This window comes from Haliea sp., from assembly GCF_041395985.1.
Classification (GTDB): domain Bacteria; phylum Pseudomonadota; class Gammaproteobacteria; order Pseudomonadales; family Halieaceae; genus Haliea.
Map to the genome: position 1 here is coordinate 205,885 of NZ_JAWKZJ010000007.1, position 25,602 is coordinate 231,486.

20 protein-coding genes and 1 pseudogene are annotated in these 25,602 nt (G+C 62.6%); 6 read left to right on the forward strand and 15 right to left on the reverse strand.

The annotated features are described in order from the left end of the window. Nucleotides 1–146: 146 nt before the first annotated feature. From R3E49_RS14060 to R3E49_RS14090, 7 genes and pseudogenes are all read right to left on the reverse strand, one after another. Nucleotides 147–1,105: pseudogene (locus tag R3E49_RS14060) on the reverse strand (IS3 family transposase); the annotation flags it as partial. Nucleotides 1,106–1,156: 51 nt separating this feature from the next. Beyond that, nucleotides 1,157–2,026: a cation:proton antiporter gene (locus tag R3E49_RS14065; RefSeq protein WP_371295609.1), complete on the reverse strand. Its 870-nt coding sequence runs from the start codon at nucleotides 2,024–2,026 to the stop codon at nucleotides 1,157–1,159. Nucleotides 2,027–2,069: 43 nt separating this feature from the next. Next, nucleotides 2,070–4,220, reverse strand: coding sequence for an acetyl-CoA hydrolase/transferase C-terminal domain-containing protein (locus R3E49_RS14070; RefSeq protein WP_371295610.1), 2,151 nt, complete (start codon nucleotides 4,218–4,220; stop codon nucleotides 2,070–2,072). A 119-nt stretch (nucleotides 4,221–4,339) separates the two neighbouring features. Further along, nucleotides 4,340–5,344 carry a DNA polymerase III subunit delta gene (holA, locus tag R3E49_RS14075; protein ID WP_371295611.1) on the reverse strand — a complete coding sequence of 335 codons (1,005 nt, stop codon included), beginning with the start codon at nucleotides 5,342–5,344 and terminating at the stop codon, nucleotides 4,340–4,342. Next, a complete protein-coding gene (lptE, locus tag R3E49_RS14080) occupies nucleotides 5,344–5,844 on the reverse strand; it encodes an LPS assembly lipoprotein LptE (RefSeq protein ID WP_371295612.1) in 501 nt (166 codons plus the stop codon). The genes holA and lptE overlap by 1 nt, the downstream gene beginning before the upstream one ends. Nucleotides 5,845–5,861: 17 nt before the next feature. Then, entirely contained in the window at nucleotides 5,862–8,456 is a 2,595-nt protein-coding gene (leuS, locus tag R3E49_RS14085) for a leucine--tRNA ligase (RefSeq protein ID WP_371295613.1), read from the reverse strand. Nucleotides 8,457–8,605: 149 nt separating this feature from the next. Then, a complete protein-coding gene (locus tag R3E49_RS14090; protein ID WP_371295629.1) occupies nucleotides 8,606–9,073 on the reverse strand; it encodes an Rrf2 family transcriptional regulator in 468 nt (155 codons plus the stop codon). Between the two features lie 76 nt (nucleotides 9,074–9,149). Here R3E49_RS14090 and R3E49_RS14095 point away from each other — a divergent pair, with 76 nt between their 5' ends. From R3E49_RS14095 to R3E49_RS14110, 4 genes are read left to right on the forward strand one after another with little or no spacing between them, the layout of a single operon-like run. Then, nucleotides 9,150–10,556 (forward strand): cytochrome ubiquinol oxidase subunit I, encoded by a 1,407-nt coding sequence (locus tag R3E49_RS14095; RefSeq protein ID WP_371295614.1) that lies wholly within the window; start codon nucleotides 9,150–9,152, stop codon nucleotides 10,554–10,556. Nucleotide 10,557: 1 nt separating this feature from the next. Then, the gene (gene cydB, locus R3E49_RS14100; RefSeq protein ID WP_371295615.1) at nucleotides 10,558–11,562 is read left to right on the forward strand and encodes a cytochrome d ubiquinol oxidase subunit II; all 1,005 of its coding nucleotides are present in this window, start codon (nucleotides 10,558–10,560) and stop codon (nucleotides 11,560–11,562) included. Then, nucleotides 11,562–11,696 (forward strand): hypothetical protein, encoded by a 135-nt coding sequence (locus R3E49_RS14105; protein ID WP_339638142.1) that lies wholly within the window; start codon nucleotides 11,562–11,564, stop codon nucleotides 11,694–11,696. Before cydB ends, R3E49_RS14105 begins: the two co-directional genes overlap by 1 nt. A 28-nt stretch (nucleotides 11,697–11,724) precedes the next feature. After that, entirely contained in the window at nucleotides 11,725–12,705 is a 981-nt protein-coding gene (locus tag R3E49_RS14110; RefSeq protein WP_371295630.1) for a DUF3365 domain-containing protein, read from the forward strand. A 50-nt stretch (nucleotides 12,706–12,755) separates the two neighbouring features. Here R3E49_RS14110 and R3E49_RS14115 read toward each other — a convergent pair whose 3' ends face one another. The 7 genes from R3E49_RS14115 to miaB form a co-directional block, all read right to left on the reverse strand. Next, on the reverse strand, nucleotides 12,756–14,003 hold the full coding sequence (locus R3E49_RS14115) for an amidohydrolase family protein (protein ID WP_371295616.1): 1,248 nt from the start codon (nucleotides 14,001–14,003) through the stop codon (nucleotides 12,756–12,758). Then, a complete protein-coding gene (locus tag R3E49_RS14120; RefSeq protein WP_371295617.1) occupies nucleotides 14,000–15,361 on the reverse strand; it encodes an amidohydrolase in 1,362 nt (453 codons plus the stop codon). The genes R3E49_RS14115 and R3E49_RS14120 overlap by 4 nt, the downstream gene beginning before the upstream one ends. A 90-nt stretch (nucleotides 15,362–15,451) precedes the next feature. Next, complete coding sequence (gene lnt, locus R3E49_RS14125; RefSeq protein WP_371295618.1) at nucleotides 15,452–16,963, reverse strand: apolipoprotein N-acyltransferase; 1,512 nt, start codon at nucleotides 16,961–16,963, stop codon at nucleotides 15,452–15,454. A 3-nt stretch (nucleotides 16,964–16,966) separates the two neighbouring features. Further along, nucleotides 16,967–17,812 (reverse strand): HlyC/CorC family transporter, encoded by an 846-nt coding sequence (locus tag R3E49_RS14130; RefSeq protein WP_371295619.1) that lies wholly within the window; start codon nucleotides 17,810–17,812, stop codon nucleotides 16,967–16,969. Beyond that, nucleotides 17,809–18,291, reverse strand: coding sequence for an rRNA maturation RNase YbeY (gene ybeY, locus R3E49_RS14135; RefSeq protein ID WP_371295620.1), 483 nt, complete (start codon nucleotides 18,289–18,291; stop codon nucleotides 17,809–17,811). Before ybeY ends, R3E49_RS14130 begins: the two co-directional genes overlap by 4 nt. Then, nucleotides 18,288–19,229 (reverse strand): PhoH family protein, encoded by a 942-nt coding sequence (locus R3E49_RS14140; RefSeq protein WP_371295631.1) that lies wholly within the window; start codon nucleotides 19,227–19,229, stop codon nucleotides 18,288–18,290. The genes ybeY and R3E49_RS14140 overlap by 4 nt, the downstream gene beginning before the upstream one ends. A gap of 137 nt (nucleotides 19,230–19,366) precedes the next feature. Further along, the gene (miaB, locus tag R3E49_RS14145) at nucleotides 19,367–20,719 is read right to left on the reverse strand and encodes a tRNA (N6-isopentenyl adenosine(37)-C2)-methylthiotransferase MiaB (RefSeq protein WP_290737483.1); all 1,353 of its coding nucleotides are present in this window, start codon (nucleotides 20,717–20,719) and stop codon (nucleotides 19,367–19,369) included. 201 nt (nucleotides 20,720–20,920) lie between these two features. Between miaB and R3E49_RS14150 the strand changes: the two genes are divergently transcribed. Next, on the forward strand, nucleotides 20,921–21,265 hold the full coding sequence (locus R3E49_RS14150) for a DUF1820 family protein (protein ID WP_371295621.1): 345 nt from the start codon (nucleotides 20,921–20,923) through the stop codon (nucleotides 21,263–21,265). 58 nt (nucleotides 21,266–21,323) lie between these two features. Here R3E49_RS14150 and R3E49_RS14155 read toward each other — a convergent pair whose 3' ends face one another. After that, a complete protein-coding gene (locus tag R3E49_RS14155; RefSeq protein ID WP_371295622.1) occupies nucleotides 21,324–22,601 on the reverse strand; it encodes an aminotransferase class I/II-fold pyridoxal phosphate-dependent enzyme in 1,278 nt (425 codons plus the stop codon). A 160-nt stretch (nucleotides 22,602–22,761) separates the two neighbouring features. On the opposite strand from R3E49_RS14155, the gene lon reads away from it, so the two are divergent. Then, entirely contained in the window at nucleotides 22,762–25,182 is a 2,421-nt protein-coding gene (gene lon / locus R3E49_RS14160; protein WP_371295623.1) for an endopeptidase La, read from the forward strand. Nucleotides 25,183–25,602: the final 420 nt, after the last annotated feature.

Below are 25,602 nucleotides of genomic sequence, written 5' to 3' on the forward strand. Positions count from 1 at the left end.
ACAAAGCTCCTATTAGGTCACAAGCGCCAGGCCCGGATACACCCGGAGAACATCAATACCAATCGACAGGTCAACGCAAAGGCATAAAGAGCCAATCCCAGCACGGGTCAGATCGGCATGATGTTCATCAGCATAGTAGACTGAGTGTCCCAGCAATTCCCGCGGCGGCTCATACTCTGTCGCATCCGGTAGCGCCATAACCGCTGTCGGAAGATGCGACTGGCGTACTGGCAGCCCTGGTCAGAGTGGAACAGCACACCTTCCGGCCGCCCTCGCTGCTCGTAAGCCATGTCCAGGGCCGCGGCCACCAGATTGGCATCGGGACGCCTCGACATAGACCAGCCAACAACACGGCGCCGGTGAAGATCCAGCACAACAGCCAGATAGTGCCAGCGTCCTTGGGCCCAGATATACGTAATATCACCACACCAGACCTGGTCTGGGTCCGCTACATCGAACTCCCGATCCAGACGATTCGGAATGTCCGGCCGCTCAACCGTCGCCTGCTTGTACTTATGCGGCCCCGGTTGTTTGCAAACCAGCCCTGATTCACGCATCAAACCGCGAACCTTGAATCGGCCAATGTGCGTACCCCGATCCCTCAGCATCGCCACGATACTCCGACTTCCGGCAGCGCCACGGCTGTCGTTAAACAGTTTGTTGACCTGGCTGCGCAACCGCAGTCGATCAACATCTATGATCTTCTGTCGCTGCTTGTAGTCGTAGTAGCTGGAACGCGGAATCTGGAAGGTACTGCAAATAAAATCGACCGATTCATGCTCTCTTAACTTGTCGATCAGCGCGAGTGATTCATCTCGTCGGACATCAAGAGAGCGGTAGCCTTTTTTAGTATCGCTTTCTCCCGCTCCAGTCGGCTCACCTGCCGTTCCAGTTCCTGGATGCGTTGCTGCTCCGGGGTCAGCGCCTTGGTCTTGGGCGTGACGCCGCCACGCTCGGCCCTGAACTGGTCGACCCAGCGCCTGAGCGCCGTCTCGCCGACATCCAGTGACCGGCAGGCCTCGGCTATCGAATACCCCTGATCAACCACCAGGGCAGCCGCCTCACGCTTGAATTCTGTTGAAAATGATCGTCTTGGTCTTGCCATTGAACACCTCTCTGGTGGCAATTTTACCACCCATGTTGGTGTCCGGTTTCATTAGACCACTACAAGCAGGCCCTTCAGCGGCAGCATCAGGCCTACGCCCAGCGCAAACAGCAGTGCATCGGCATCCGGCAGGCCAGACATGCCGATCTGCAGGAAGAAACCGACAAGGAACACCTCGCGCAGCCCCCACAGTGATTCGGCCAGTTCCTGTGAACGACGATGGTTGGATAGCAGGACACCCATCACCAGCGCACCGATTTCGGAGCTTAGGCCCATGGCGGTGAAACCCATACCGCCGATGACCAGAGCCAGCAGCATGCCCATCAGTACCAGCAATTCATCGTGACCGGCGAAGTCCAGCAGCCAGTACAGCAAGGGGCGCACGAATGGCAGCAGGAAAATACCCAGTGCCCAGATATTGGGACTCTGCCCGCTGAATACGGCGAGTACTACCAGGGCGATGATATCCTGCACGATGAGAATGCCGATGGCGGTACGGCCGTGAAACACCGCCAGCTCCCGGCGCGATTCGAGCAGCTTGGCGGCCAGTACAGTGGACGAGAAAGACAGCGCAATGCCCAGCAGCAGAGAGGTCTGCCAGTCGGTTTCCAGCAGCAGGTGCAGCCCCGGCGTGAAAACCGCAACACTGATGCTGAAGTGCAGCAAGGCACCGCCGAGCACCTGGGGCTGGGCGATCTGGCGCAGCTTCAGTTTCAGGCCCACCGTGAACAGCAGGATCAGCACGCCCAGATGGGCGACGTGGTTGAGAATGTCGCCACTTTTGCTGGGCATGCCGAGGCTGGGTCCCAGCAGGTTGATGGCAAAGCCGGCGGCGAGGAAGCCGACCAGCGGCGGCAGCCCCACCTGGCGCACGGCCAGGCCAAAAAAGAAGGCAAAGGAAATACAGACGACTTCGAACACGCAGTGGTCCCGGCGGCACTTTTTCGATGTTTAGGCCGCGATACTACCGTACTTTCAATAGCCCGTGTTCTTCCAGCTCCAACATCAGGAGCTGCTGCACGATAAAGTCGCGACTGCTGTCGGGGTGCATGAGGTGGATGCGCTCCAGCCAGGGTCTCGCGGCTTCCTTGTCGCCGCGGTGCAGCAGCGCGCGCAGGACTTCCCGCAGGAATGTCGCCGGCTCATCACTGAGTGCCTTGATGCGCCGCAGGCTGGCGCTCAGGGTCAGCTCTTCCGGGGTGAGGTCGGTGCCGAAGGGGTAGGCGGGCAGGCGTCCGTCTGCGATGTGTGAACTGAGGGCCTTGGCGATGCGGTAGGGCGTGTTGTTGCGCGCCGCCGCCGGCACTTCGTAGTCTGCCGGCAGTTTGCCCTGTTTGATGGCCCAGTCGGCCAGCTCCTGCTGGAAACGGCTGTCGGCGACGGCGATCAGGCGCCGAATAACCTCGGCGTCAGTCTGACCACGCAGGTCTGCAATGCCGTACTCGGTGACGATGATGTCACGCAGGTGACGCGGAATGGTGGTGTGCCCATAGTGCGTCACAATATTCGAGCGCAGTGCCTTGCCCTTGCCGCGGGTGCTGCGTATGCACAGCACCGAGCGGGCGCCGGGCAGGTCGTGGGCCATGGCGACAAAGTTGTACTGGCCGCCCACGCCGCTGATCACGGTACCGTTCTCCAGCGCGTCGGAAGTGACGGCGCCGCTCAGGCTGACCATCATCCCGGTGTTGATGAAGCGGGCATGGCGTCTCTGGGCGCAGTACAGCGGGTAGTCCAGCAACAGCTGGTTGGTGCGCAGTACGCTGGTCATGCAGATGCGTTCCTGCCCGGTGTCATCCAGGTCACGCAGTTTCTGGTAGAAATCCCGCGGCCCGAGGAAGAAGCCGCCGTGCAGCACCCGGCCATGACGCAAGCGCTGTCCTTCTCCGGCTTTCACGAGGGCGGCCCGCGTGGCAGGATTATCCATGTCATTGGCCAGAGTGGCACCTTGCAATGACAGCACACCGTCGTTGATCTGCAGCGTGTCCGGCAGAATGCCCCAGTACTGCAGGCTTTGCAGGCACTCCGGAGTCAGCTGCCCGGGCAGCACATTGCAGCGGCGCAGATAGTCCAGCAGGCGAGCATCGACGTCTTCTGAAATCAACCCGTCATTCAAACCCTGTTGTAACGCGAGCAGGTCGTAGACCCGGCGCTTCACGACCCCGGCTTCCATCAGGTGCAGCATGCCGTTGACGAACATCTCTGTGGAGACGTAGAGGCCCTGCTCGAACGGGCCGTGTTCGGTCTGGCAGCCGCTGTCGATACGGGTCAGCCTGTCGACTGCGTCCTGCCAGGCGGCGGGTTGTTGCTGACGCAGGATGAGCGCATGGGCAACCGCATCGCCCAGGGCACCGATACCGATTTGCAGGGTACCGCCGTCCACCACCAGCGTGCTGGCATGCAGCGCCGTGGCGTAGTCCGCGGCGGGCACAGCGGTGTTGGGCACCGCAAACAGAGTGCGGTGGTATCCCGGGTTTTCAACAACCCCGTCGAACAGGGTGGCGGGTACTTCTGCATCATGGCGCATGAAGGGGAGGTCCCGGTGCACCTGGGCAAAACAGAGGAAATCATCCCGCCCTTGTGCGCGCTTGTTGCGAATGACATCCAGCGCCACATCCGGATTGCAGGACAGGCTGAGTGACAGGCCTTCGTCTGTATCGCGCGCGGCCACCAGCTGCAGCAGCACGTTCACCCCGGCGGCCATCATGTCGCGGGCGATGTGCGTGTAGTTGCTGGAGATGTACTGCTGCTGCGCCGCGGGCATGTTTTTCATTGCGCCGGCCTTGAAGTACAGCTCGCTCACCTGGATGTTGGGCGGCAGGCCGCCGGCGCGCTGGGCCTCCATATAGGCCAGCGGTTCATAGTCGCCAAAAATACGCTGCACAATGGGGCCGGCCAGCTCCGCCTCGATGTGGCTGGCGGGCTTGGGCACTTCCAGCGAGAGTGCGGTATAGATATGCAGCTCGATGTCCGGGTCCTGCTCGGCACGCCGGAAAAATGCATTGAGCAGCTGCACCGGTTTGCCCAGACCGAGCGGGGCGCCGAGTCGAAGTGTTTTACCCAGCCTGGCGATTGTGTAATCGACGCAGGCTTCAGCTGTTGCAAACCGCTCTGTCATGGTCTTCTCGCTCTTTGCCGGTTTTTTGGTGCAGGAACAAGGCTATCAAAGCACAGGCGTCCGGGGGGTGTCTTGATCTGGCGCAAGGCCGGCAGCGGCCGTGTGGCCGGAACGGGAGATCAGCCGGCGAGGGTCAGCAGGAGGCGATCCAGGCGATCCCAGGGGTCACCGGCGGCATAGCCCTTGATGCTGCCATCCACCTGCAGTGCATCCTGCAGCAGGTCGCCCAGGGTACGGCTGCTGTGGCGTCGCAGGGCGCGGGTTACAGCCGCTTCGCGGCTCTTCCACACCCGGTGACTGTTGAGTACGGTGCTCAGCGGCTGGCCTGCCTCGATCTCCAGCTGCAGGGCATACAGCGTGCGAATTTCTCGCGCCACCGCCCACAGCAGTGGCACGGCATCGGTGCCCTCGGCACGCAGGCCGTGCAGCATGCGCAAGGTCGCTGTGGGGTTGCCGGCCAGCGCGGTATCGACCATGGAAAACAAGTTGTAGCGGGCGTTGTCCAGCACGGCGGTAGTGACTGTCTGCAGGCTGACGTTATCCCCGCCGGCCAGCAGTTTCAGCTTCTCGACTTCCTGCACGGCGGCATACAGATTGCCCTCGAGGCGCTCGGCCAGCAGCTCCAGCGCATCCTCATCGATGCCCAGACCCGCCTGGCCCAATCGCTGGCGCAGCCAGCGGGGCATGTCACCTGCGGTCACAGGCCACACCTGAACCACGGCGCCGGCCTTTTCCAGCGCCTTGAACCACTTGCTGTTCTGGGATTGGCGGTCGATTTTGCCGCTAATGACGAGGAGTACGTCGTCGCCGCTGGCCTGCTCCAGGTAGGCACAGAGCGCCTTGCTGCCCTCGGCGCCCGGCTTGCCGTCCGGGAGACGCAGCTCAATCACCTTGCGCTCGCCAAACAGGGACATTTCCGCGGCGCTGTGCAGCAGGGCTTCCCAGCTGAAGTCCTTGGGTGCTGTATCCAGCACCTCGCGCTCCGTGCATCCGGCGGCGCGCGCCGCGCTGCGCACCAGGTCGGCGCACTCCTGCAGCAGCAGGGGCTCATCGCCCGTCAGCAGGTAAACGGGCAGGCACTTGTCCTGCAGGTGTTTGGCGAGTTGCTCCGCCTTGAGCTGCATTATTGGGCAGCGGCGTGGAATCCGATCCGGCGCAGAATCTGTTGCGCCAGTTCGCCCCGCATCTCCGCCTGCAGGATGCGAATTTCTTCCGCTTTGCCCACGACATTGCTGGGATCGTTTTCCATCTGTTTGGTGACTAAGGCCTCCGAGGGTTCCATAGCGATCGACCCGTCCGGTGCGCGCACCGTAAAGCGGGTTTGCAGGGTGAGCTCGAACTCCGCCGCCCGCGCCTCTCGGGTGAGCGACAGATTGCGCTGGCTGAAGCGCTCAGGCTCTAGCTGCAGGATATAGGCGGCGTCCTTGCGGTCCACCCATTCGATGCCGTTGGCGGAGAAGCGGGAGCGGAGCTCCCGGGTGAATTCGCTGTTCGGGCTGCCGGTTTCCAGGTGCAGCTGTCGCCACTCGGCGGGGAGTCCGGTGGAGCTGGCAGCGCCCCGCAGCTGGAAACCGCAGGCGCTCAGCAGGATGGCCAGAAACAGGGTCGATGCTATGCGTACCATGGGTAACGTCCCGGCCATCAGTTGGCCACTATGTTAACGAGTTTCCCGGGCACCACAATCACCTTGCGCACGGTCACCCCCTCCAGGAAGCGCTGTACATTGTCCTGGGCCATGGCTTCTGCCTCCACCGCAGCCTTGTCCGCGTCCGCCGGCACGGAAATCTGTGCGCGGACCTTGCCATTGACCTGTACCGCCATATCAATGCTGTCGCGCACCAGCGCGGACTCATCCACAGCAGGCCACGGTGCGTCCAGCAGCGGGCCGGTACCATCCAGCAGCGGCCAGAGGTGGTGGCAGATATGAGGCACAATGGGGCTGAGCATCAGTACCACGGCCTGCAGGGCCTCGCGCACAACGCTGCGCGCCTCGGCGTGCGACTGGTCGAGTCGCGCGATGTCGTTGCACAGTTCCATGATGGCAGCGATCGCCGTGTTGAAAGTCTGCCTGCGACCGTAGTCGTCGCTCACCTTGGCGATGGTTTCGTGGGTCTTGCGACGCAGCTGCCGCTCCGCGTCGCCGGAGACTGCCGCGGGTTGGCCCGCCACTGCGCCCGCTTCGAGGTGTGCATGCACCAGCTTCCAGAGCTTGCGCAGAAAGCGGCTGGCGCCCTCGACACCGGCATCGTGCCACTCCAGCGTTTGCTCCGGCGGTGCCGCAAACATGGTGAACAGGCGCACCGTGTCGGCGCCGAAGGTCTCAACCGCGGAGTGTGGGTCGATACCGTTGTTCTTGGACTTCGACATCTTGGTCACGCCACCGGAGATTACGGCCTCGCCGGTAATGCGCTCCACGGCGCGCACCACGCGTCCGCGCTCATCGCGCTCGACCTCGACATCGGTCGGTGCCACCCAGACCCGGCTGCCACCGGGGCCCTCCCGGTAAAACGATTCCGCCAGCACCATGCCCTGGCAGAGCAGGCGTTCGAAGGGCTCGCTCGAGGTGACCAGGCCTTCGTCACGCATCAGCTTGTGGAAGAACCGGGCATACAGCAGATGCAGAATGGCGTGTTCAATGCCGCCGACATATTGGTCAACCGGAAGCCAGTAATTGGCCAGCTCCGGGTCCAGCATGCCATCTTCGAAATCGGGGCAGGTATAGCGGGCGTAGTACCAGCTGGACTCCATGAAGGTGTCGAAGGTATCCGTTTCACGCTCCACGGGCCTGCCGTCGAGCTCGTCCTGGCGCCACGCCGGGTCGGCCTTGATCGGTGAGATAACGCCGTCCATCTGCACGTCTTCGGGCAGCAGTACCGGTAATTTATGCGCTGGTACCGGAATTTCCCCGCCCTCGGGCAGGTTGAGCATCGGGATGGGCGCCCCCCAGTACCGCTGTCGGGAAACGCCCCAGTCACGTAACCGGTAATTCGTGGTGACCCGACCGCGCCCGGCTTGTTCCAGCCGGTCGGCGATGGCCGTAAACGCTTGCTCCGACGTCAGACCGTCAAACTCGCCGGAGTTGATCAAGGTGCCCTTGACGGTGGCCGCGGCCTGGCTGAGGTCGGCTTCGGCGCCGTCTTCTGCGGCTATCACGGGCCGTATCGGCAGGTTGTAGGTGCGGGCAAACTCCCAGTCGCGCTGGTCGTGCGCCGGTACTGCCATGATCGCACCCGAGCCATAGTCCATCAGCACGTAGTTGGCCACCCACACGGGCACCTGTTCACCGTTGAGCGGGTTGATGGCGCGCAGCCCCGTATCCAGTCCGCGCTTTTCCATGGTGGCCATATCGGCCTCTGCCGAGGACTGGGTCTTGCAGGCTTCGATAAAGGCCTGCAACTGCGGGTTGTCCTCTGCCAGGGCGCGGGTGACGGGGTGCTCGGCGGCGAGGCACATGTAGGTGACGCCGAACAGCGTGTCGGGCCGCGTGGTGTATACCTCGATGCGTTCCATGCCGGCGACCGGGGCGGTGAGGTCAAAGCCCAGGTCAACCCCGCGACTCTTGCCGATCCAGTTGCGCTGCATGGTACGGACCTGTTCCGGCCAGTGTGGCAGTTGCTCAAGGTCCGCCAGCAGTTCCTCGGCGTAGGCGGTGATGCGAATGAACCATTGGGGAATCTCCCGGCGCTCCACCAGCGCGCCGGAGCGCCACCCGCGGCCGTCGATCACCTGCTCGTTGGCGAGCACGGTCTGGTCCACCGGGTCCCAGTTGACCGTGGCCATTTTCTTGTACACCAGCCCTTTTTCGTAGAGCCGGGTGAAGAACCATTGCTCCCAGCGGTAGTAGGCTGGCTGGCAGGTGGCGAGCTCGCGCGACCAGTCGAAGCCGAATCCCAGGCTCTGCAACTGGCCTTTCATATAGGCGATGTTCTTGTAGGTCCAGGCGGCGGGAGCCGTATTGTTTTGCACGGCCGCATTTTCGGCCGGCAACCCGAAGGCATCCCAGCCCATCGGGTGCAGTACGTTCTTGCCGAGCATGCGCTGATAGCGGGAAATCACATCGGTGATGGTGTAGTTGCGCACGTGGCCCATGTGCAGTTTGCCACTGGGGTAGGGGAACATGGCGAGACAGTAGAATTTCTCCCGGCTGTCATCCTTGTGCACGGCAAAACTCTGCTCGGTCTGCCAGTATTCCTGGGCCGCCTGTTCGAGGATTTTGGGCTGGTAATGGGGGTCCATTGCTTCAGTGTACTCAACTGGTCCGGGCACGGGGCCCCTGGCAGCCGGCATGTGGCGGCTGCGGGTCCGGTGCAAAAAAACGCGATTCTATCAGTATTCAGTGCGGGCGGCGAAGGCCGCGGTGCGGGGTGTGCAGCCCGCGCCGCACATCAGGCGAGGTGCAGCAGAGGCAGTCGGTCGCGCAGTGCAGCCCCATCGCCGACAAGATCAGCGAGACTTGTATCATCAAGCTCCCGGTAGAACGCCTCCACGCCCCGGTGGAAAAGCCCCGTTAACTTGCAGGCTCCTGCCAGCGGGCAGCTGTTGGTGGCGGGGTTGAAGCACTCTACAAAGTCGCCGCTGTCCTCGAGTTTCCGCACCACCTCGCCAACCCGTATCCGCTCCGGGGCCATCCCCAGTTGAATGCCACCATGTCGTCCGCGCATGGTCGACAGGTAGCCCAGTTGCCCCAGATGCCGTGCGGACTTCAGCAGATGGGCTCTGGAGATATCGAAGGCGGCTGCGATGTCGGCGATGCGCACCAGCCGCCCTGGGTGGCTGGCACAATACATGAGAATGCGCAGGGAATAGTTGGTGTAGGCAGTGAGGCGGATAGCGGCGACTCCTGAAAAATTTATATTAGTGGTTGCTTATGTCGGCCGAATTATAAATACTATATTAAATATCACTTAATGCCGAAGCAAGGGGTTAACCGTGTTTGAATTTTTCGACGCATCGATGCTTGCGCGAATCCAGTTTGCCTTTACTGTGTCCTTTCACATCATTTTTCCCTCGTTTTCCATTGGCCTTGCCAGCTATCTGCTGGTGCTGGAGGCCCTGTGGTTGAAGACGGACAACCCCGTGTATCTGAACCTGTACAAATACTGGCTGCGGATATTTGCCGTGGCATTTGGCATGGGCGTGGTGTCCGGTCTGGTGATGTCCTACCAGTTCGGGACCAACTGGAGTGTATTTTCTGACAAGGCAGGGCCGGTCATTGGCCCGTTGCTTGCCTATGAAGTGCTGACAGCGTTTTTCCTCGAGGCGGGATTTCTGGGCATCATGCTGTTTGGCATGGAGCGCGTAGGTCGGCGGCTGCATTTCCTCGCCACAGCCATGGTTGCGTTTGGCACGCTCTTGTCAGCAACCTGGATCCTGTCGGTCAACAGCTGGATGCAAACGCCCACGGGCCATGCCATGAATGCGCTCGGGCAGTTTGTGCCCGAAGACTGGCTGGCGATAATCTTCAATCCCAGCTTTCCGTATCGTCTGGTCCACATGACGCTGGCTTCGTACCTGACCGTCTCGTTCGTGGTGGGTGGTGTTGGGGCGTGGCACCTGTTGCGGGACACGGCTAACCCGGAGGCGCGCAAGATGTTCTCAATGGCCATGTGGATGGCGACTTTCGTCGCACCGCTGCAGATTTTTGCCGGCGACCTGCACGGTCTCAACACACTTGAGCATCAGCCCATCAAGGTAGCCGCCATGGAAGGGCATTGGCAGCGACAGACCGGTGCACCGTTTCTCCTGCTGGCCTGGCCTGATGCGGCGGCAGAGGAAAACACGTTTGAGCTCGGCATTCCCTACGCGTCTGCACTGGTGCTCACCCACGATATCAACGGTGAGACTCCGGGCCTGACTGACGTACCGGTAGCGGACAGGCCACCGGTCGGGATGGTGTTCTGGTCTTTCAGGGTCATGCTGTTTATTGGCACGCTGATGGCACTGATCGGTGTGTATTCCGCCTGGCTGCGCTTGCGTGGCCGACTGTACGACACGCGGTGGTTGCAGCGCGCTGCCGTGTGGATGGGCCCTTCCGGCTTTGTCGCTGTGCTGGCGGGTTGGATTGTGACTGAGGTCGGGCGGCAGCCCTTCACCGTGTACGGGCTTCTGCGCACCAGCGAATCCCTCGCACCTGTGGATGCACCTGCGGTAGCGGCCTCGCTGTTGGCCTTCATCGTCGTGTATTTCGCCCTGTTCGGGGCCGGTACCTATTACATTATTCGCATGATGCATGCACCGCCTGATGGTCAGGGGCCCGAGGCGGGGGCTCCGCTGCGTGCTGCAGGCACAACCCCCGTGGCCTCCCTGAAAACAGCTGCCAGCAAAGGAGGCGCCTGATATGTTGGATTTACCCGTGATCTGGGCCGGACTGCTGGCTCTGGGCATCTTTATCTACGTGGCGCTGGATGGTTTCGATCTGGGAATTGGTCTGCTATTTCCATTCCTTGCCACGGACCAGGACCGGGATACTGCGATGAACACGGTTGCGCCGGTCTGGGACGGGAATGAGACCTGGCTGATCCTTGGCGGTGGCGGCCTGTTTGCCGCGTTCCCACTGGCCTACGCGGTTGTCATGCCCGCGTTGTACGCGCCATTTATCGTCATGTTGCTGGCACTGGTGTTTCGCGGCGTGGCGTTCGAATACCGCTGGCGCGACAAGGCGCATGAGCGGATATGGGACGCCAGCTTTGTCTTCGGTTCCGTCGTTGCAACCTTTATGCAGGGTGTTGTTCTGGGCGCATTTGTCCAGGGCATTGAAGTTGAAGGGCGCGCCTATGCCGGCGGCTGGTGGGACTGGTTGACCCCCTTTACACTCACGGTTGGTGTGGCGCTGTGTGCGGGTTACGCCCTTCTGGGGGCTGGCTGGCTGGTGTTGAAAACGGATGGAGCGCTACGCCAGCAGGCGTACCGTCTGGTTAAAAGAGCCGCCATGGGCACGTTCTTCTTTGTCGGCGTGGTCAGTCTGTGGACGCCGTTTCTGTCTCCTGACATCTTTGCGCGCTGGTTCACATTGCCCCATTTTTATTGGTTGGCACCCGTGCCATTGCTCACGATCGGCATCGCGGGCCTCGTGGCCTGGGGCATCCAGCGGCAGCGGGATGCGGTGATCTACCCGGCGACCCTGGGGCTTCTGGGGCTGTGTTTTATCGGCCTCGGTGTAGGCTTCACACCCTATATTGTGCCCCGCGCGATTACCGTCCACGAAGCCGCTGCACCTGATTCCAGCCTGCTCTTCATGCTGCTGGGCGCAGTGATCATGTTGCCGCTCATACTCGGTTACACCGCGTATTCCTACTGGATTTTCCGCGGCAAAGTGCGTCATGGCGACGGAGGCTATCACTGATGCGCGACATTGAAACGCGGCCTGAAGAGGGCAGCCTGGGCAGAAAATGGGCCTGGTTTATAGGCCTCTGGCTCTGCGGTGTGCTGGTGGTGGGCACTGTATCGGCTCTGTTACGCTGGATTTTGCTGCCGTGAGCACACGGAAGAAGGAGGCAATGTGAATATGAGGCTTTGCGTGATGGTGTTTCTGGGTGCCTGCGTCGTACCCCTGGCAAGCGCTGCACAGAACACTGTGGAGGTCGCCGGGCGGTCGGCCGACGCGGCGCTGGATCAGGCCCGACTAACAGCGGGCTTTCAGGCGCTGGAGTCGGCGTGCTTCAGTTGTCATAGCCCTGATGCGTCTGCAGGAAACCGCGTGGCGCCGCCCATGGCGGCGATCAAGAAGCATTACATTCAGCCGGGAACCTCCTACAAGGCTTTCCGGGATCGTCTGGTGAGTTTCGTGCAGGATCCCTCCGCGGAGAATGCGCGCATGCCCGGTGCCATCGACCGGTTTGGCCTGATGCCCAAGATGCCTTTTGACCAGGTGATGGTGGAGGAGATTGCCTACTACATCTACCACAGTGCGTTGGAGGCCCCGGGCTGGTTCGAACAGCATTTTCAGGCCGAACAGCAGCAGCGTCGGCGCCTGGGGCAATCGACGCTGGTGACAGACGCGGATTACCTGCGCCGCGGCAGAGAGGTTGCGATGCGTGCCAAGTCGACCCTCGGCAGTAGCCTCAAGCAGGCTATCAGCGCCGGCGGTCCGGTCGCGGCCATCGATTTCTGTCACGACAATGCGATTCCGCTGACCGAAGGGGCTGCGGCGGAACAGGGCGTTGCGGTTCGACGCGTCAGTGATCGCCCACGCAACCCCGCGAATGCGGCCACTGCCGCGGAGCTGGCCTACATGGCAACGGCGCGGTCTGCGCTCGCGGCAGGCACCGAACCGGCACCCGCCGTGCAGCGGGTGAAGCATGAGGTCGTGGCGTATTATCCGATCGTCACCAACGGCCTGTGTCTGCAGTGTCACGGCAGGCCGGGAGTGGAGTTGCAGGCCGAGACACAGGCCGCGCTGCGGGCGCGTTACCCCGACGATCAGGCGGTCGGTTACGGGGTCAACGAGTTGCGGGGTATTTTTGTCGTGTCCATGCCAGCGCAGTAGCTAGGGGCGGGAATCGCGGGTGGCCTGGCCACCCGCAGGGGCTGCCGGTCTCAGTGCGTGTAGGCTCGGGGCAGCGATGTGGCGGTTGTCAGGTAGCGATCGCGCAGCTCCGTCTGCCGGCTGCGCATTGGCTGCAGGCGGCCGCCGAGGATCACCTGCTCGGCCGATTCCACCAGCTCCAGCGGGTCTCCACTCCAGATTACCAGGTCGGCCGGGGCGCCGCGTTCGAGGCGGCCGCCGGGAAACCCGAATATCTCCGCCGGATTGCGTGTCAGTGCGGCCAGCGCGGCTTCGGGCCCGAGGCCATTGGCCGCGGCAACGCCGGCCAGCTGTCGCTGCTTGCGCGCATGGTGGGTGCCGGCGCCGGAAAAGCTGACTGTCACCCCAGCTGCGTGCAGCCTTGCGGCGTTGTCCAGCCGTGCGCCCAGCATGTCGAAACTGTCGGGCAGATTCTGCAGGGGATCCAGCAGCACCGGCACCTGCGCCTCGGCCAGGGCGTCTGCCACCATCCAGGCTTCGGCACCGCCTTCAATGACGGCACGCAAACCGTGGCGCTCGGCAAACGCGATGACCTGCAGAATATCGCTGGCGCGATGTGCGCTGAACACCACGGTCCCGCTGCGCTGGAATGCGTGCAGCGCGGCGCGGCCTTCTCGGGTCAGCAGCGTGTGGTCGCCGTGACGCGGCGTCGATTCGCTCTCGGCGATGGCCTGTTCCAGCACCATCCATTGCGCGGCGCGTGAACCGCCAGCGAGAGTGGACGCGCTTTCGCCCAGCGCGATGAAGAGCACGGGCTCGCCAACGAAGCTCCGGTAGCCGCCGTCCAGAACCACGGTGCGTCCCTGGCCGCCGATGATCGACCCACCGGCCATTGCGCCGAGGAGGCTGTAGCCGAAGCCCTCGATGCGGGTAATCGGAATCGGGCTGGAGTGCGGGTTGTAGGCACTGACCACGTTGAATTCGGGGCGCATGGGTGGTGAGCCCACCTGAGTGACCGCGGAGTCTACAGAGGGCCAGACCATATCGATTTCGTTCAGCCCCAGCGCCGTGATGCCGGCAAACAGGGCGGGGGTCACTGGTCGTCCGGCGGCGTCGAGCTCGGTGCTGTCTGCGGGCGCCCGCAGATGATTGCCAAGTTCCGCAATGCGCCCGTCGCGAATCAGGATGTCCGTAGCGGGCAGCGTACCGGCATCGGTCATCGTGTGTACCAGGGCATTGCGAATCAGTAAGGTGTTGCCGGCGGCCGCGGCCTGGCAGCAGAGCAGCAGTGTGGCGACGATCCATTTGAATCCATTCATGGCTGCACCTCCTGCAGCTGCCCCAACTCAAAGTCGGACACCGGTTGCCGGGCGGGGTCCTTGCGGTCATACAGCAGGGCCCCATCGATGAACACCAGGTCTGCCTTGCTGTAGATACTGAAAGGGTTGTCGCTCCACACAACCACATCGGCCATCTTTCCCGGGGTCAGGCTGCCGGTCATGTGCTCAATACCCAGTGAGCGTGCGGCGTTGGAGGTGATCCAGGCAATCGCGTGTTCAGGAGCGATATCCATGCCGGCGCGGCGGCCCTTGCCCATGGCCTTGGCCGCCTCCTGGTTAAGCCGCTGGATACCTTCAGGAGAATCCGAGTGCACGATCGCGCACCCCCCCGGCGGGCGGTCCACCAGGGCGATGTTCTCCTGAATGCCGTCATAGGCTTCCATCTTGAAGCCCCACCAGTCGGCCCAGAGCGCGCCGCAGACCTGCTGCTGTGCCAGTTCGTCGGCAATCTTGTAGGCTTCGACAGCGTGGTGGAAGGTGCCGATGCGGTACTCGAACTCCTCGGCCAGGGCCAGGATGGTCATCATTTCATCCGCGCGGTAGCAGTGCATGTGGACAATGATCTCGCCCTGCAGCACCCCGGCCAGGGTTTCCAACTTGAGGTCGCGCAATGGTGCGGTCGCTTCCTCGTCACCGGCGGCGAGCTGCGCTTCGTAGCGAGCCCAACGATCGATATAGTCCTGCGCGGCGATCCACTCGGCGCGGTAGTGGGCGACGTTGCCCATGCGGGTGGAGGGCAGCTTGTTGCGCTGCCCATACACGCGTTTGGGGTTTTCGCCGCAGGCCATCTTCAGGCCATGGGGTGCCCCGGGGAATTTCATGCCCTGGTAGCTGGTGCTGTAGACATTCTTCAGCGTGACGCCCCGGCCGCCGAACAGGTTGGCCGAACCGGGAAGGATTTGCAGGGCAGTGACCCCGCCGGCGAGAGCCTTGCCGAAACCCGGGTCCTGCGGCCAGATACTGTGTTCGGCCCAGATGTTCGCGGTCACAGGGTCGCTCATTTCGTTGCCGTCCTGGTGTGCATCGACAGAGGGGCTGGGATAAACACCGAGGTGGGAATGCACGTCAATCAGCCCCGGTGTGATCCAGCGCCCAGAGGCATCGATTTCCCGGGTGCCGGGTGGGACATCACCGTTGCCTACCCAGGCGATTCTGCCGTTCTCGAGCAACAGATCGGTCTGTTCGAGCCGCTGCCCTTCACCCGTGAGCAGGGTGGCGTTACGCAGCAGCGTGGGAGCTGAGATGAGCGGGGTGTAGGTGGAAGGGAAAGCGCTTTCTGCCTGCAGGGTGCCGCTGGCACTGAGCAAAAGCAGCGCTGCACAGGCCTGTTTCAGCATGCAGTGGGCTCCGGTTTGGTGGAAAGGGGCGCTTTTTACCAAACCGCAGACGAATATTCCAGTGTCAGTGGCGCTTTCTGTGTGCGGTGTTCAGTCCCGCTCGCGCCACACCGTGTGGTACACAACCAGCATCAGCAACAGCAGCAGCACGCAACCGCCAAGCACGGGTCGCGGACCGTAGATGGCTGCCGGCGTGCTGCCCAGCATGATGTGGGCCTCGCCGCTGAGCAGCGCTTCCTCAAACTGGGGGCTGCGCTGCAGGATCCTGCCCTGGTGGTCGATAATGGCGGATACACCGTTGTTGGTGCCGCGCAGCAGATAGCGCCCGCTCTCCAATGCACGCATGCGCGCCATCTGCAGGTGCTGCAGCGGGCCGATGGAGGCGCCGAACCAGCTGTCGTTGCTGATCGTCACCAGTACGTCCGCGTTGCGTGCGCCCCGAGCGACCAGCCCCGGGTAGACGATTTCGTAGCAGATAAAGGGCGCCACCCGCACGCCATCCGCCAACAGCAGGCTCTGTCCCGGTGGGCCGGCGGAAAAGCTCGACATGGGCATGTCGAAGAAGGCGATCAGGCCGCGCAGCCAGTGCTCCAGCGGCACGTATTCGCCGAAGGGCACCAGGCGCTGTTTGTGATACACGCCGCTGCCGGCGCCGAGTGCGACAATGCTGTTGAAGTAGTCTTTACTGCCCGGCTCCCGCCAGGGAATGCCGGTGATCAGGGTGCTGTTGCGGCTGGCAAAGCCCGCGGCTACCGGATCCAGGTAGTCGCGGGCCTGCTGGTAGAAGCGCGGCAGCGCAGATTCCGGCCAGACCACAATGTCGTGGTCGGCCTGCGCCACAATAGCGCTGCTGTGCTGCTCCAGAATGCGCGGATAATAATCCCGCTGCCACTTCAGCGCCTGTGGGATGTTGGGCTGGTACAACGCGACGCGCAGGGGTTGTTCGGTGGCGGGAACGACCCACTCCACGGTGCCCAGGGTGCGCCCGCCGAGCCACAGGATGGCCACCACGGTGAGGTAGGTGAGCAGGCCTGCAGGCTTTGGGTTGCGCCAGGCCAGGAACAGGCAGGAACCGCTCACCGCCACCGCGAAGGACAGGCCATACACGCCCACCGCGGGCGCCCAGCCTGCGAGCCAGGTATCGATATGGCCGTAGCCCAGGTAAAGCCAGGGGAAGCCCGTCAGCAGCCAGCTGCGCAAGCCCTCGAACAGCACCCACAGTGCGCCGAAACCGGCCAGCATGCCGCCGGGCAGGGGACGCACCCAGCGCGCGTAGCACCAGGCAAAAAGGCTGTGCAGCAGCGCGAGCCCGGCGCAGAACAGCACCGTGAGTAACGCAGCGAGCGGTACGCTGGCATAACCGTAGACGTGAATGCTGACGTAAACCCAGGACACACCGCTGCCGAACAGGCCCACGCCGAACAGCCAGCCGCGCCACAGGGCCTGTCGTGGTGTGCAGGTGCTGAGCAGGTAGCAGTAGAGGGCGCAGCTGGCGATGCCCGCAGGCCAGAGGTTGAAGGGGGCGAATGAGAGGGTGACCAGGCCGCCGGCCAGCAGTGTCAGCAGGGCTACCCAGGCCGGGCGCAGGCCGTGTTCAGGCATGGTTCAACTGCTCAGTGGCCGCATGCGCAGGCTGTGGATCTTGCGCTGGTCCGCGTTGATCACCTTGAATTCGAAGTTATCGATGCAGGTGACCTCATTGCGCGCCGGCATGTGCCCGAAAGCCTGTATTACCAGGCCGCCGATGGTGTCGAATTCCTCGTCGCTGAAGGTCGTGCGGAAATGCTCGTTGAACTCCTCGATCGGGGTCAGTGCCTTGATGAAGTAGTCGCCGTCGCCGATGGTGCGAATGAAATGGTCTTCGTCGACATCGGTTTCATCTTCGATATCTCCGACAATCTCCTCCAGCACGTCCTCAATGGTGACCAGGCCTGCAACGCCGCCGTACTCGTCGATCACGATAGCCATGTGGTTGCGGTTCTCCCGGAACTCCCGCAGCAGCACGTTCAGTCGCTTGCTTTCCGGCACCACAACCGTGGGGCGCAGCAGCGTTTCCATGCGGAACTCGCTGTGATCCTTGTTGAGGATTTCCGGCAGCAGATCCTTGGCCAGCAGTATGCCCTGGATGTCATCCGGGCTCTCGCCCACAACTGGGTAGCGCGAGTGGGCAGAGCGAATGATCTGCGGCAAGATCTCTTCCAGCGTCGAGTCTGCCTTGATCACCACCATCTGGGCGCGCGGGATCATGATGTCGCGGGCCTGCATGTCGCTGACCTTCATGGCGCCTTCCATGATGCTGCGCGCGTCCTGGTCGATCACTTCGTTTTCGGCGGCGATCGCCAGAACGCCCTCCAGATCGCGGCGATTGTGCGGCTCTGACGAGAACAGCAAGGCTATTTTTTCGAGCCAGGAGCGGTCTCCTGACTCGCTGCCAAATCGATCTTCGCTCATGGGGTAACGGGCTCCTCGGAGACGGTGTCTGGGTAGGGGCAGGGAAATCCAAGCGTGGCCAGGATGGCGGTTTCAAGGGCTTCCATGTCGGCGGCCTCGGCCGCTGCAACGTGGTCGTAGCCCAACAGGTGCAATGCCCCATGTACCGCCATATGGGCCCAGTGCGCTTGCAGGGACTTACCCTGCGCGGCTGCCTCCCGGGCCACTACCGGGGCACAGATCACGATGTCTCCGAGCAGTGCCAGCCCCAACCCTTCCGGCAGGTCAGCGGGGAAGGAAAGCACGTTGGTCGGGCCTTGCTTGCCACGGTAGCTCTGGTTCAGGTGGGCCATTTCATCTTCGCCCACCAGGCGCAGGCATAGTTCCGGTGATGGGCTGGGCGCGCGGCCCTGCAGGGTGGTGTGCAGCCAGTTCCTTAAGTCGTCTTCCTCGGGAACCGGCTCGCTACAGGCCGTCTGGATGTCGATGTGGCTGCTCATGGCCGGGTCTTGTCGAGGGTGGTCGCCCTGTCCTCAAACGCGTCATAGGCCTCGACAATGCGCTGCACCATGGGGTGGCGCACCACATCCTTGTTGCCGAACCAGGTAAAGCCGATGCCTTCGACCTCGGCGAGAATATTGCCCGCGTGGGTGAGTCCTGACTGGATGCCCTTGGGCAGGTCGATCTGCGTGGCGTCGCCGGTAATCACCGCCGTGGAACCGAAGCCGATGCGGGTGAGGAACATCTTCATCTGCTCGCGGGTGGTGTTCTGCGCCTCGTCGAGAATAATGAAGGAGTTGTTCAGTGTGCGCCCGCGCATGAAGGCCAGCGGAGCCACTTCGATGATGTTGCGCTCGATAAACTTGTTGACGGTTTCGAAACCCAGCATCTCGTACAGGGCGTCGTACAGGGGGCGCAGGTACGGATCGATCTTCTGGCTCAGGTCGCCGGGCAGAAAGCCGAGCTTCTCGCCGGCCTCTACGGCAGGGCGCACCAGCAGGATACGCCGCACACGCTCCTCCAGCAGGGCCTCCACAGCGCAGGCCACGGCGAGATAGGTCTTGCCGGTGCCCGCGGGGCCGATGCCGAAATTGATGTCGTGCTGCTTGATAGTGCGCACGTAACCCTGCTGGTTCTTGCCGCGGGGCTTCACCGAGGCGCGCTTGGTGCGGATCACCTGAATGGCTTCGACGGGGGCACCACCGGGCTCTTCGCTGAGCACTTCAACGCCCGCCTGCTGCAATTGCAGGTGCAGTGACTCCGGACTCAGGCCCACGCCCTGGCAGAGCTCGGCGTAGAGGCTTTGCAGCAGTCGCTCGCCCGCGGTCACGGCGGCCGCTGGGCCGCTGAGCAGGAACTGGTTGCCGCGCGCGGCGATGCTGATGCCGAGACGGGACTCGATCTGGCGCAGATGGCCGTCGAACTGGCCGCAGAGCATGGCCAGATGGCGGGTGTCATTCGGTTCCAGGGTGAGGCTTGACTGTGTCGACTCGGGGGTCGGAGATTCGCTGTTCAAATCGCTCGCGGGCCGCTAGGGCATGTGATCATGGGGTTAAGGATATACGCCTTGGCCGACTAGTCAACCGCACGCATCCGGGGTGATTGTGCCAGCTGGCCGCGCAGGGAATTGGGCAAAGCATCGACAATCTCCAAATCGGCGAATTCGCCGATCAGGCTCTGGTCGGTGCAGTGGAAGTTCACAACACGGTTGTTTTCGGTCCGACCCTGCAGTTCACCGGGGTCTTTCTTCGATACCCCCGTGACCAGAACCCGCTGCACTGTGCCGACCATGCGGCGGCTGATCGCCTGTGCTTCCTGCAGGATGCGCGCCTGCAGGATCTGCAGGCGCTGCTTCTTGACGCTTTCATCCGTGGTGTCCGGCAGCTCCGCCGCGGGGGTGCCGGGGCGCGCGCTGTAGACAAAACTGAACGAGGTATCGAACCCGATCTCCTCCACCAGCTTCATGGTGGCCGCAAAGTCTGTATCCGTCTCGCCGGGGAAGCCGATAATGAAGTCGGAAGAGATACTGATGTTCGGGCGTATGCGGCGCAAACGCCGAATCTTCGATTTGTACTCCAGCGCCGTGTGCCCGCGCTTCATGGCCATCAGGATGCGGTCCGAGCCACTTTGTACCGGCAGGTGCAGGTGGTCGACCAGCTGCGGGATCTCGGCATAGGCATCGATCAGGGCGTCGCTGAATTCCACCGGGTGTGAGGTGGTGTAGCGGATACGGTCGATCCCCGGAATGCGCGCCACCAGGTGCAGGAGTTCGGCGAAGTCCACGATCTCACCGAGGTGGTTGGCGCCCCGGTAGGCGTTCACATTCTGCCCCAGCAGGTTGACTTCGCGCACGCCTTCTCCCGCCAGATGCGCCACTTCAGCGATCACGTCATCCACCGGGCGTGAGACTTCTTCCCCGCGGGTGTAGGGCACAACACAGAAGGTGCAGTACTTGCTGCAGCCTTCCATCACGGAAACAAAGGCCGTGGGCCCCTCGACACTGGGTTCCGGTAATCGATCGAATTTCTCGATTTCCGGGAAGCTGACGTCGACCACGAGGGTGCCCCCCGGGCCGCGCTGCTCCATCATCTCCGGCAGGCGGTGCAGGGTCTGTGGCCCGAAGACCAGGTCGACATAGGGTGCGCGTTTTCCGATTTCGGCCCCTTCCTGACTGGCGACACAGCCACCCACCCCGATGATCAGGTCGGGGTTTTTCTGCTTCAGGTGTTTCCAGCGGCCGAGCTGGTGGAAGACCTTTTCCTGGGCTTTTTCACGGATCGAGCAGGTGTTGAGCAGCAGAACATCGGCGTCCTCGGGGTTGTCCGTCGGGGTCAGCCCATGGCTGGCCTGCAGCAGATCGCGCATGCGCGCCGAGTCGTACTCGTTCATCTGGCAGCCGTGGGTCTTGATGTACAGCTTTTTGCTCACTGGGCCTCGTCGGCGCACCACAGTCGGTGCCTTGCCGGTTGCTGGAAAAAGGCTGGGAATTATACAGATTCGACCCCGGGAAACATAGCGTCGAGCGGGCCCCGGTAGTGGTAATTTGTGATGGGAGTGTTAACATTGCGCCCCCCCGGATTCCGCGCAACCCCAGCGGGACCGCCCGGCGCAACGCCCCACGAGGACAGCATGGCCAACCAACCGGTGTACAAGGTGATATTCCACAACGCGAACCAGGTGTTCGAGGTGTTCGCGCGCCAGATCTACCAAAGCGATATGTGGGGTTTCATCGAGATCGAGGAATTCGTCTTCGGCGAACGCTCGCAGATACTTGTAGACCCCGGCGAGGAGAAGCTCAAGCACGAGTTCAGCGGGGTCAAGCGCAGCTATATCCCGTTGCAGGCGATCATCCGCATCGATGAAGTCGACAAGGAAGGGACCGGCAAGATTTCCGAGGTCGCTCCCGGCTCGCGCAGCAACGTGGCCACATTCCCCGTGCCCGGTATGCAGCCGCACCACAGCAGCGACGACTGACCTCGCAGGCGGGCAGTGCGCCCGCCGCTGTGAGGTTCCCGCCCCCGGCGGCCTCCGTTCAGCTACCCAGACGCTGCTTGATCGAGGCGATTTTCACGCACAACACAAACACATCCACGCTCGCCTGCACATCAGCCAGTGCCGGGAAACTCGGTGACAGTCGGATGTTGCTGTCTTCTGGGTCCTTGCCGTAGGGGAAGGTGGCGCCGGCGGGTGTTAGCTTTACCCCTACGTTGCCCGCAAGTTCGACGATGTTAGCTGCAAGGCCCGGCAAAGTGTTGAATGATACAAAGTAGCCGCCCTCTGGCGTGGTCCAGTGGCCCATGTCGCTGGACCCCAGCTCGCGCTGCAGGGTGTCGAGCACCGCGTCAAAGCGTGGCTTGAGAATTGCCGCGTGCCTGGCCATGTGCGTGTGCAGCGTGGCCTCGTCCTGCAGGAAGCGCACATGACGCAACTGGTTCACTTTGTCGGGGCCGATGGTCTGGAAGGCCAGGTGTGCCTTGAAGGTGTTGAGATTGCGCTCGCTGGTGCCCAGGAATGCGACACCCGCACCGGCGAAGGTGATCTTGGAGGTGGAGCCGAACTGGAAGATACCGTCCATGGTGCCGAACGCCCGCGCATGGGCCGTGATGCTGTCCAGTGCGGGTGCGTCATCCTGCAGGGTGTGGACCGCATAGGCGTTGTCCCACATCACGATAAAGTCGTCTGACGCGGTCTGCGGCAGCCGTGCCAGGCGTTTGACGGTATCCGGGCTATAGACGCAGCCGGTGGGGTTGGAAAAGCGGGGCACGCACCAGATGCCCTTGATGTCCGCATCAGTGCTGACCAGCGTCTCTATCAGGTCCATATCCGGGCCCGAGTCGAGCAATGGCACGGGGATCATCTCGATTCCCAGATATTCGCAGACAGAGAAGTGGCGGTCATAGCCGGGTACCGGGCACAGGAATTTCACCTGGTCGCGGTTGCCCCAAGCTGACTCGGCGCCGCGCAGACCTTCGCGCAGGGCAAAATCCATGACCTGGTACATGAGCGTCAGGCTGCTGTTGCCGCCAACCAGTGTCTCTTCGGGGGCTGTGCCCAGAACGCCGGCGAACAGCGCGCGCGCCTCGGGCAGGCCCTCCAGGCCACCATAGTTGCGGGCATCGGTGCCGTCCGCGGCCCGATAATTGCCCTGCAGAATGCCGTCCAGTGCGTCGGACAGTGTGACTTGCGCGGCGCTGGGTTTGCCCCGGGTGAGGTCGAGGTTCAGTTTTTTCGCTGCCAGGGCATCGTACTGTTCATGCAGGTCGGCAAGCGCGGCGCGCAGTTCGGCTTCAGTGGCCTGTTCAATATGCACTGTGGACTCCTGTGTCGGACGTGCGGTTAACGGGTCGGGCTCAGCCGCGAAGTATACTCCGCGCGCCGGCCACTGAAAAATGCCGCGGGACCAATCTCTTGAAATACGCGCCCGCGCGCCCATATCTGCCGGATACCCACAGCATTGGACACAGGTAGCCATGAGCAAGCCCCAGCACTTTGCCGAGGACGAGCGCGACGCGAACGCATCGGGCAGCCATGCCCCGGCGGTGGCAAACGATATTCTCCCGGATACGCTGTACGTGATTCCGGTACCGCAGCGACCCTTCTTTCCCGGGCAGATACAGCCGGTCGCGATCAATCCGCAGGAATGGGCTCCGACATTGGAGGCGATTGCCGCGGAGGGCCACGGACTGGTGGGCCTCAGTTATGTTGACCAGCAGGACCCGGACAGCGTGGGTCCCCGCCAGTTTCCCGAAATCGGCTGCGTCGCGCGCCTGCACCGGCCGCCGGGCACCACCGGCCCGGGTCAGTTCCTGGTGCAGGGCGTGAAGCGCTTTCGCATCCTGCGCTGGCTCACCGACAAGGCGCCCTACCGGGTCCAGGTTGAATACCCGCGCAGTACCGGAGACCGCGACAGCGATGAAGTGAAGGCCTACGCGATGGCCCTGATTCAGCAGATCAAGGAGCTGTTGCCGCTCAACCCGCTGTACAGCGAAGAGCTGAAACACTACATGGCAAACTTCAGCCCCAACCAGCCCAGCCTGCTGGCGGATTTCTCGGCCGCGCTCACCACCGCCAAGGGTGACCAGTTGCAGGAAATCCTCGACACGCTGCCCTTGCTGGCCCGCATGGAGAAGGTTCTGCTGTTGCTGCGCAAAGAGCGTGAAGTGGCCGAATTGCAGACCCGCATTACCAGCCAGGTGAATGAGAAAGTCTCTGAGCAGCAGCGACAGTTCTTCCTGCGCGAGCAGCTGAAAGTCATCCAGAAGGAGCTTGGGCTGTCCAAGGACGACCGCAGCACCGACCTCGAGCTGTTCGAGGAGCGCATGGCGGCCCTCAAGCCACCAGAGCCTGTGCGTGCGCGTATCGCCGAGGAGATGCACAAGCTTTCGGTGCTGGAGACAGGGTCACCCGAATACGGCGTGACGCGCAATTACCTCGACTGGGCCACGCAGCTGCCCTGGGGCATCACGTCGGAGGACAGGCTGGAGCTCGCCCACGCACGGGAGACACTGGACGCGCATCACGACGGGTTGGACGACGTGAAGCGGCGCATACTCGAATTTCTTGCCGTGGGAGCATTCAAAGGCGAGATCAGCGGGTCCATTCTGCTGCTCGTGGGTCCGCCTGGTGTGGGCAAAACCAGCATCGGGCGCTCCGTGGCAGACGCACTGGGGCGCGAGTTCTACCGTTTCAGCCTGGGTGGCATGCGCGACGAGGCGGAGATCAAGGGACACCGCAGGACCTATATCGGCGCCATGCCCGGCAAGTTTGTGCAGGCGCTGAAGGATGTGAAAGTGGCCAATCCGGTGATCATGCTGGACGAAATCGACAAGATCGGAGCGTCCTACCAGGGCGACCCCGCCTCGGCACTGCTTGAGGTGCTGGACCCGGAGCAGAATGCGGAGTTCCTGGACCACTATCTGGACATGCGCGTCGACCTGTCCAAGGTTCTGTTCATCTGCACTGCCAACCAACTGGATACCATTCCGGGTCCGCTGCTGGACCGGATGGAAGTGCTGCGACTTGCGGGGTACATTGCCGAGGAAAAACTGGCCATCGCGCGCAACCACCTGTGGCCGCGGCTGTTGCAGCGCCACGGTGTCAGCGCCGACCAGCTCAAGATCAACGATGCCGCGCTGAAAACCGTGATCGAGAGCTATTGCCGGGAGGCCGGTGTGCGCAACCTTGAAAAGCAGCTGGCGCGGATTATACGCAAGTCCATCGTGGATCTGCTTGAGCGCAGTGAGCAGCGCCTGCGCATCGGCAAGAAAGATATCGAAGCGTTGCTTGGCCAACCGGTGTTTCACAGTGAAAAGCTGCTGCGTGGCCCGGGTGTGGCCACGGGGCTGGCCTGGACCGCAATGGGCGGTGCAACCCTGGCCATCGAGTCTTCCAAAGTGCATACCCTGAACAGGGGTTTCAAGCTCACTGGAAGGCTGGGGGAGACCATGCGGGAATCCGCGGAAATTGCCTACAGCTACGTCGTGTCGCACCTGCGTGATTTCGACTGTGACTATGATTTCTTCGACACCAGCCTGGTACACCTGCACGTGCCGGAGGGTGCCACGCCGAAGGACGGCCCCAGTGCGGGCATCACCATGGCGACGGCGCTGATCTCTCTGGCGCGCAATGAGCGGATCAAGCGCCCGTTGGCGATGACGGGGGAATTAACCCTCACGGGACAGGTGCTGCCGGTGGGCGGCATTCGCGAGAAGGTGATTGCGGCGCGGCGCATGAAGATACCGGAGCTGATCCTGCCTGCGGCCAACCGGCGTGATTTCGATGAGTTGCCGGGCTATTTGCGGGAAGGGCTGGAGGTGCGCTTTGCGCGCAACTACCGGGAGGTTTTTGAGTACGTGTTCCATGAGCACCGGCGGGAGAAGGCGTTGCATTGAGCACAGGGCTGGGCTGTGCTCGGGCTTCCGGGCTTCCGGATTTCGGCTTTGGTGTGGTGCGGGTGGGGGCGGTGGGGGCGCTGGGGGGACACGCCGCAAGTACGTCCATGTAGGCTCGGCGGCGGCCATCCATGGCCGCCGACGGTCCCCCAGCGCCCGCACCGCCCCCACCGGCACTTGCGGCTTGGGTGGTGAAGTCTGGCATTGAAGGGGCGGGGTGGGGCAGCGCCCGGGAGTACGTTCTGGCACCGCAACCAGACGAGCAGGGCGACGCGGCGCTTGAGAGTAAGTTCTGGCACCACAACCTGATGAGCAGGGCGGCGTGGCGGATGGGGGCGAGCAGGACTGTAGGAAACAGGGATGTTTCCTTCAAGCCCCCATGGATGGGTTCACGGCGTGTCCTGCTCGCCCCCATCCGTC

Excerpts from the sequence above, each read along its gene's own strand:
- R3E49_RS14070 (WP_371295610.1), bottom strand. The coding sequence starts at position 4,220 with ATGACAGAGCGGTTTGCAACAGCTGAAGCCTGCGTCGATTACACAATC.
- R3E49_RS14140 (WP_371295631.1), bottom strand. The coding sequence starts at position 19,229 with ATGCTCTGCGGCCAGTTCGACGGCCATCTGCGCCAGATCGAGTCCCGT.
- R3E49_RS14110 (WP_371295630.1), top strand. The coding sequence starts at position 11,725 with ATGAGGCTTTGCGTGATGGTGTTTCTGGGTGCCTGCGTCGTACCCCTG.
- R3E49_RS14130 (WP_371295619.1), bottom strand. The coding sequence starts at position 17,812 with ATGAGCGAAGATCGATTTGGCAGCGAGTCAGGAGACCGCTCCTGGCTC.
- R3E49_RS14115 (WP_371295616.1), bottom strand. The coding sequence starts at position 14,003 with ATGAATGGATTCAAATGGATCGTCGCCACACTGCTGCTCTGCTGCCAG.
- R3E49_RS14120 (WP_371295617.1), bottom strand. The coding sequence starts at position 15,361 with ATGCTGAAACAGGCCTGTGCAGCGCTGCTTTTGCTCAGTGCCAGCGGC.
- lnt (WP_371295618.1), bottom strand. The coding sequence starts at position 16,963 with ATGCCTGAACACGGCCTGCGCCCGGCCTGGGTAGCCCTGCTGACACTG.
- lon (WP_371295623.1), top strand. The coding sequence starts at position 22,762 with ATGAGCAAGCCCCAGCACTTTGCCGAGGACGAGCGCGACGCGAACGCA.
- holA (WP_371295611.1), bottom strand. The coding sequence starts at position 5,344 with ATGCAGCTCAAGGCGGAGCAACTCGCCAAACACCTGCAGGACAAGTGC.
- leuS (WP_371295613.1), bottom strand. The coding sequence starts at position 8,456 with ATGGACCCCCATTACCAGCCCAAAATCCTCGAACAGGCGGCCCAGGAA.
- R3E49_RS14150 (WP_371295621.1), top strand. The coding sequence starts at position 20,921 with ATGGCCAACCAACCGGTGTACAAGGTGATATTCCACAACGCGAACCAG.
- lptE (WP_371295612.1), bottom strand. The coding sequence starts at position 5,844 with ATGGTACGCATAGCATCGACCCTGTTTCTGGCCATCCTGCTGAGCGCC.
- R3E49_RS14105 (WP_339638142.1), top strand. The coding sequence starts at position 11,562 with ATGCGCGACATTGAAACGCGGCCTGAAGAGGGCAGCCTGGGCAGAAAA.
- ybeY (WP_371295620.1), bottom strand. The coding sequence starts at position 18,291 with ATGAGCAGCCACATCGACATCCAGACGGCCTGTAGCGAGCCGGTTCCC.
- cydB (WP_371295615.1), top strand. The coding sequence starts at position 10,558 with ATGTTGGATTTACCCGTGATCTGGGCCGGACTGCTGGCTCTGGGCATC.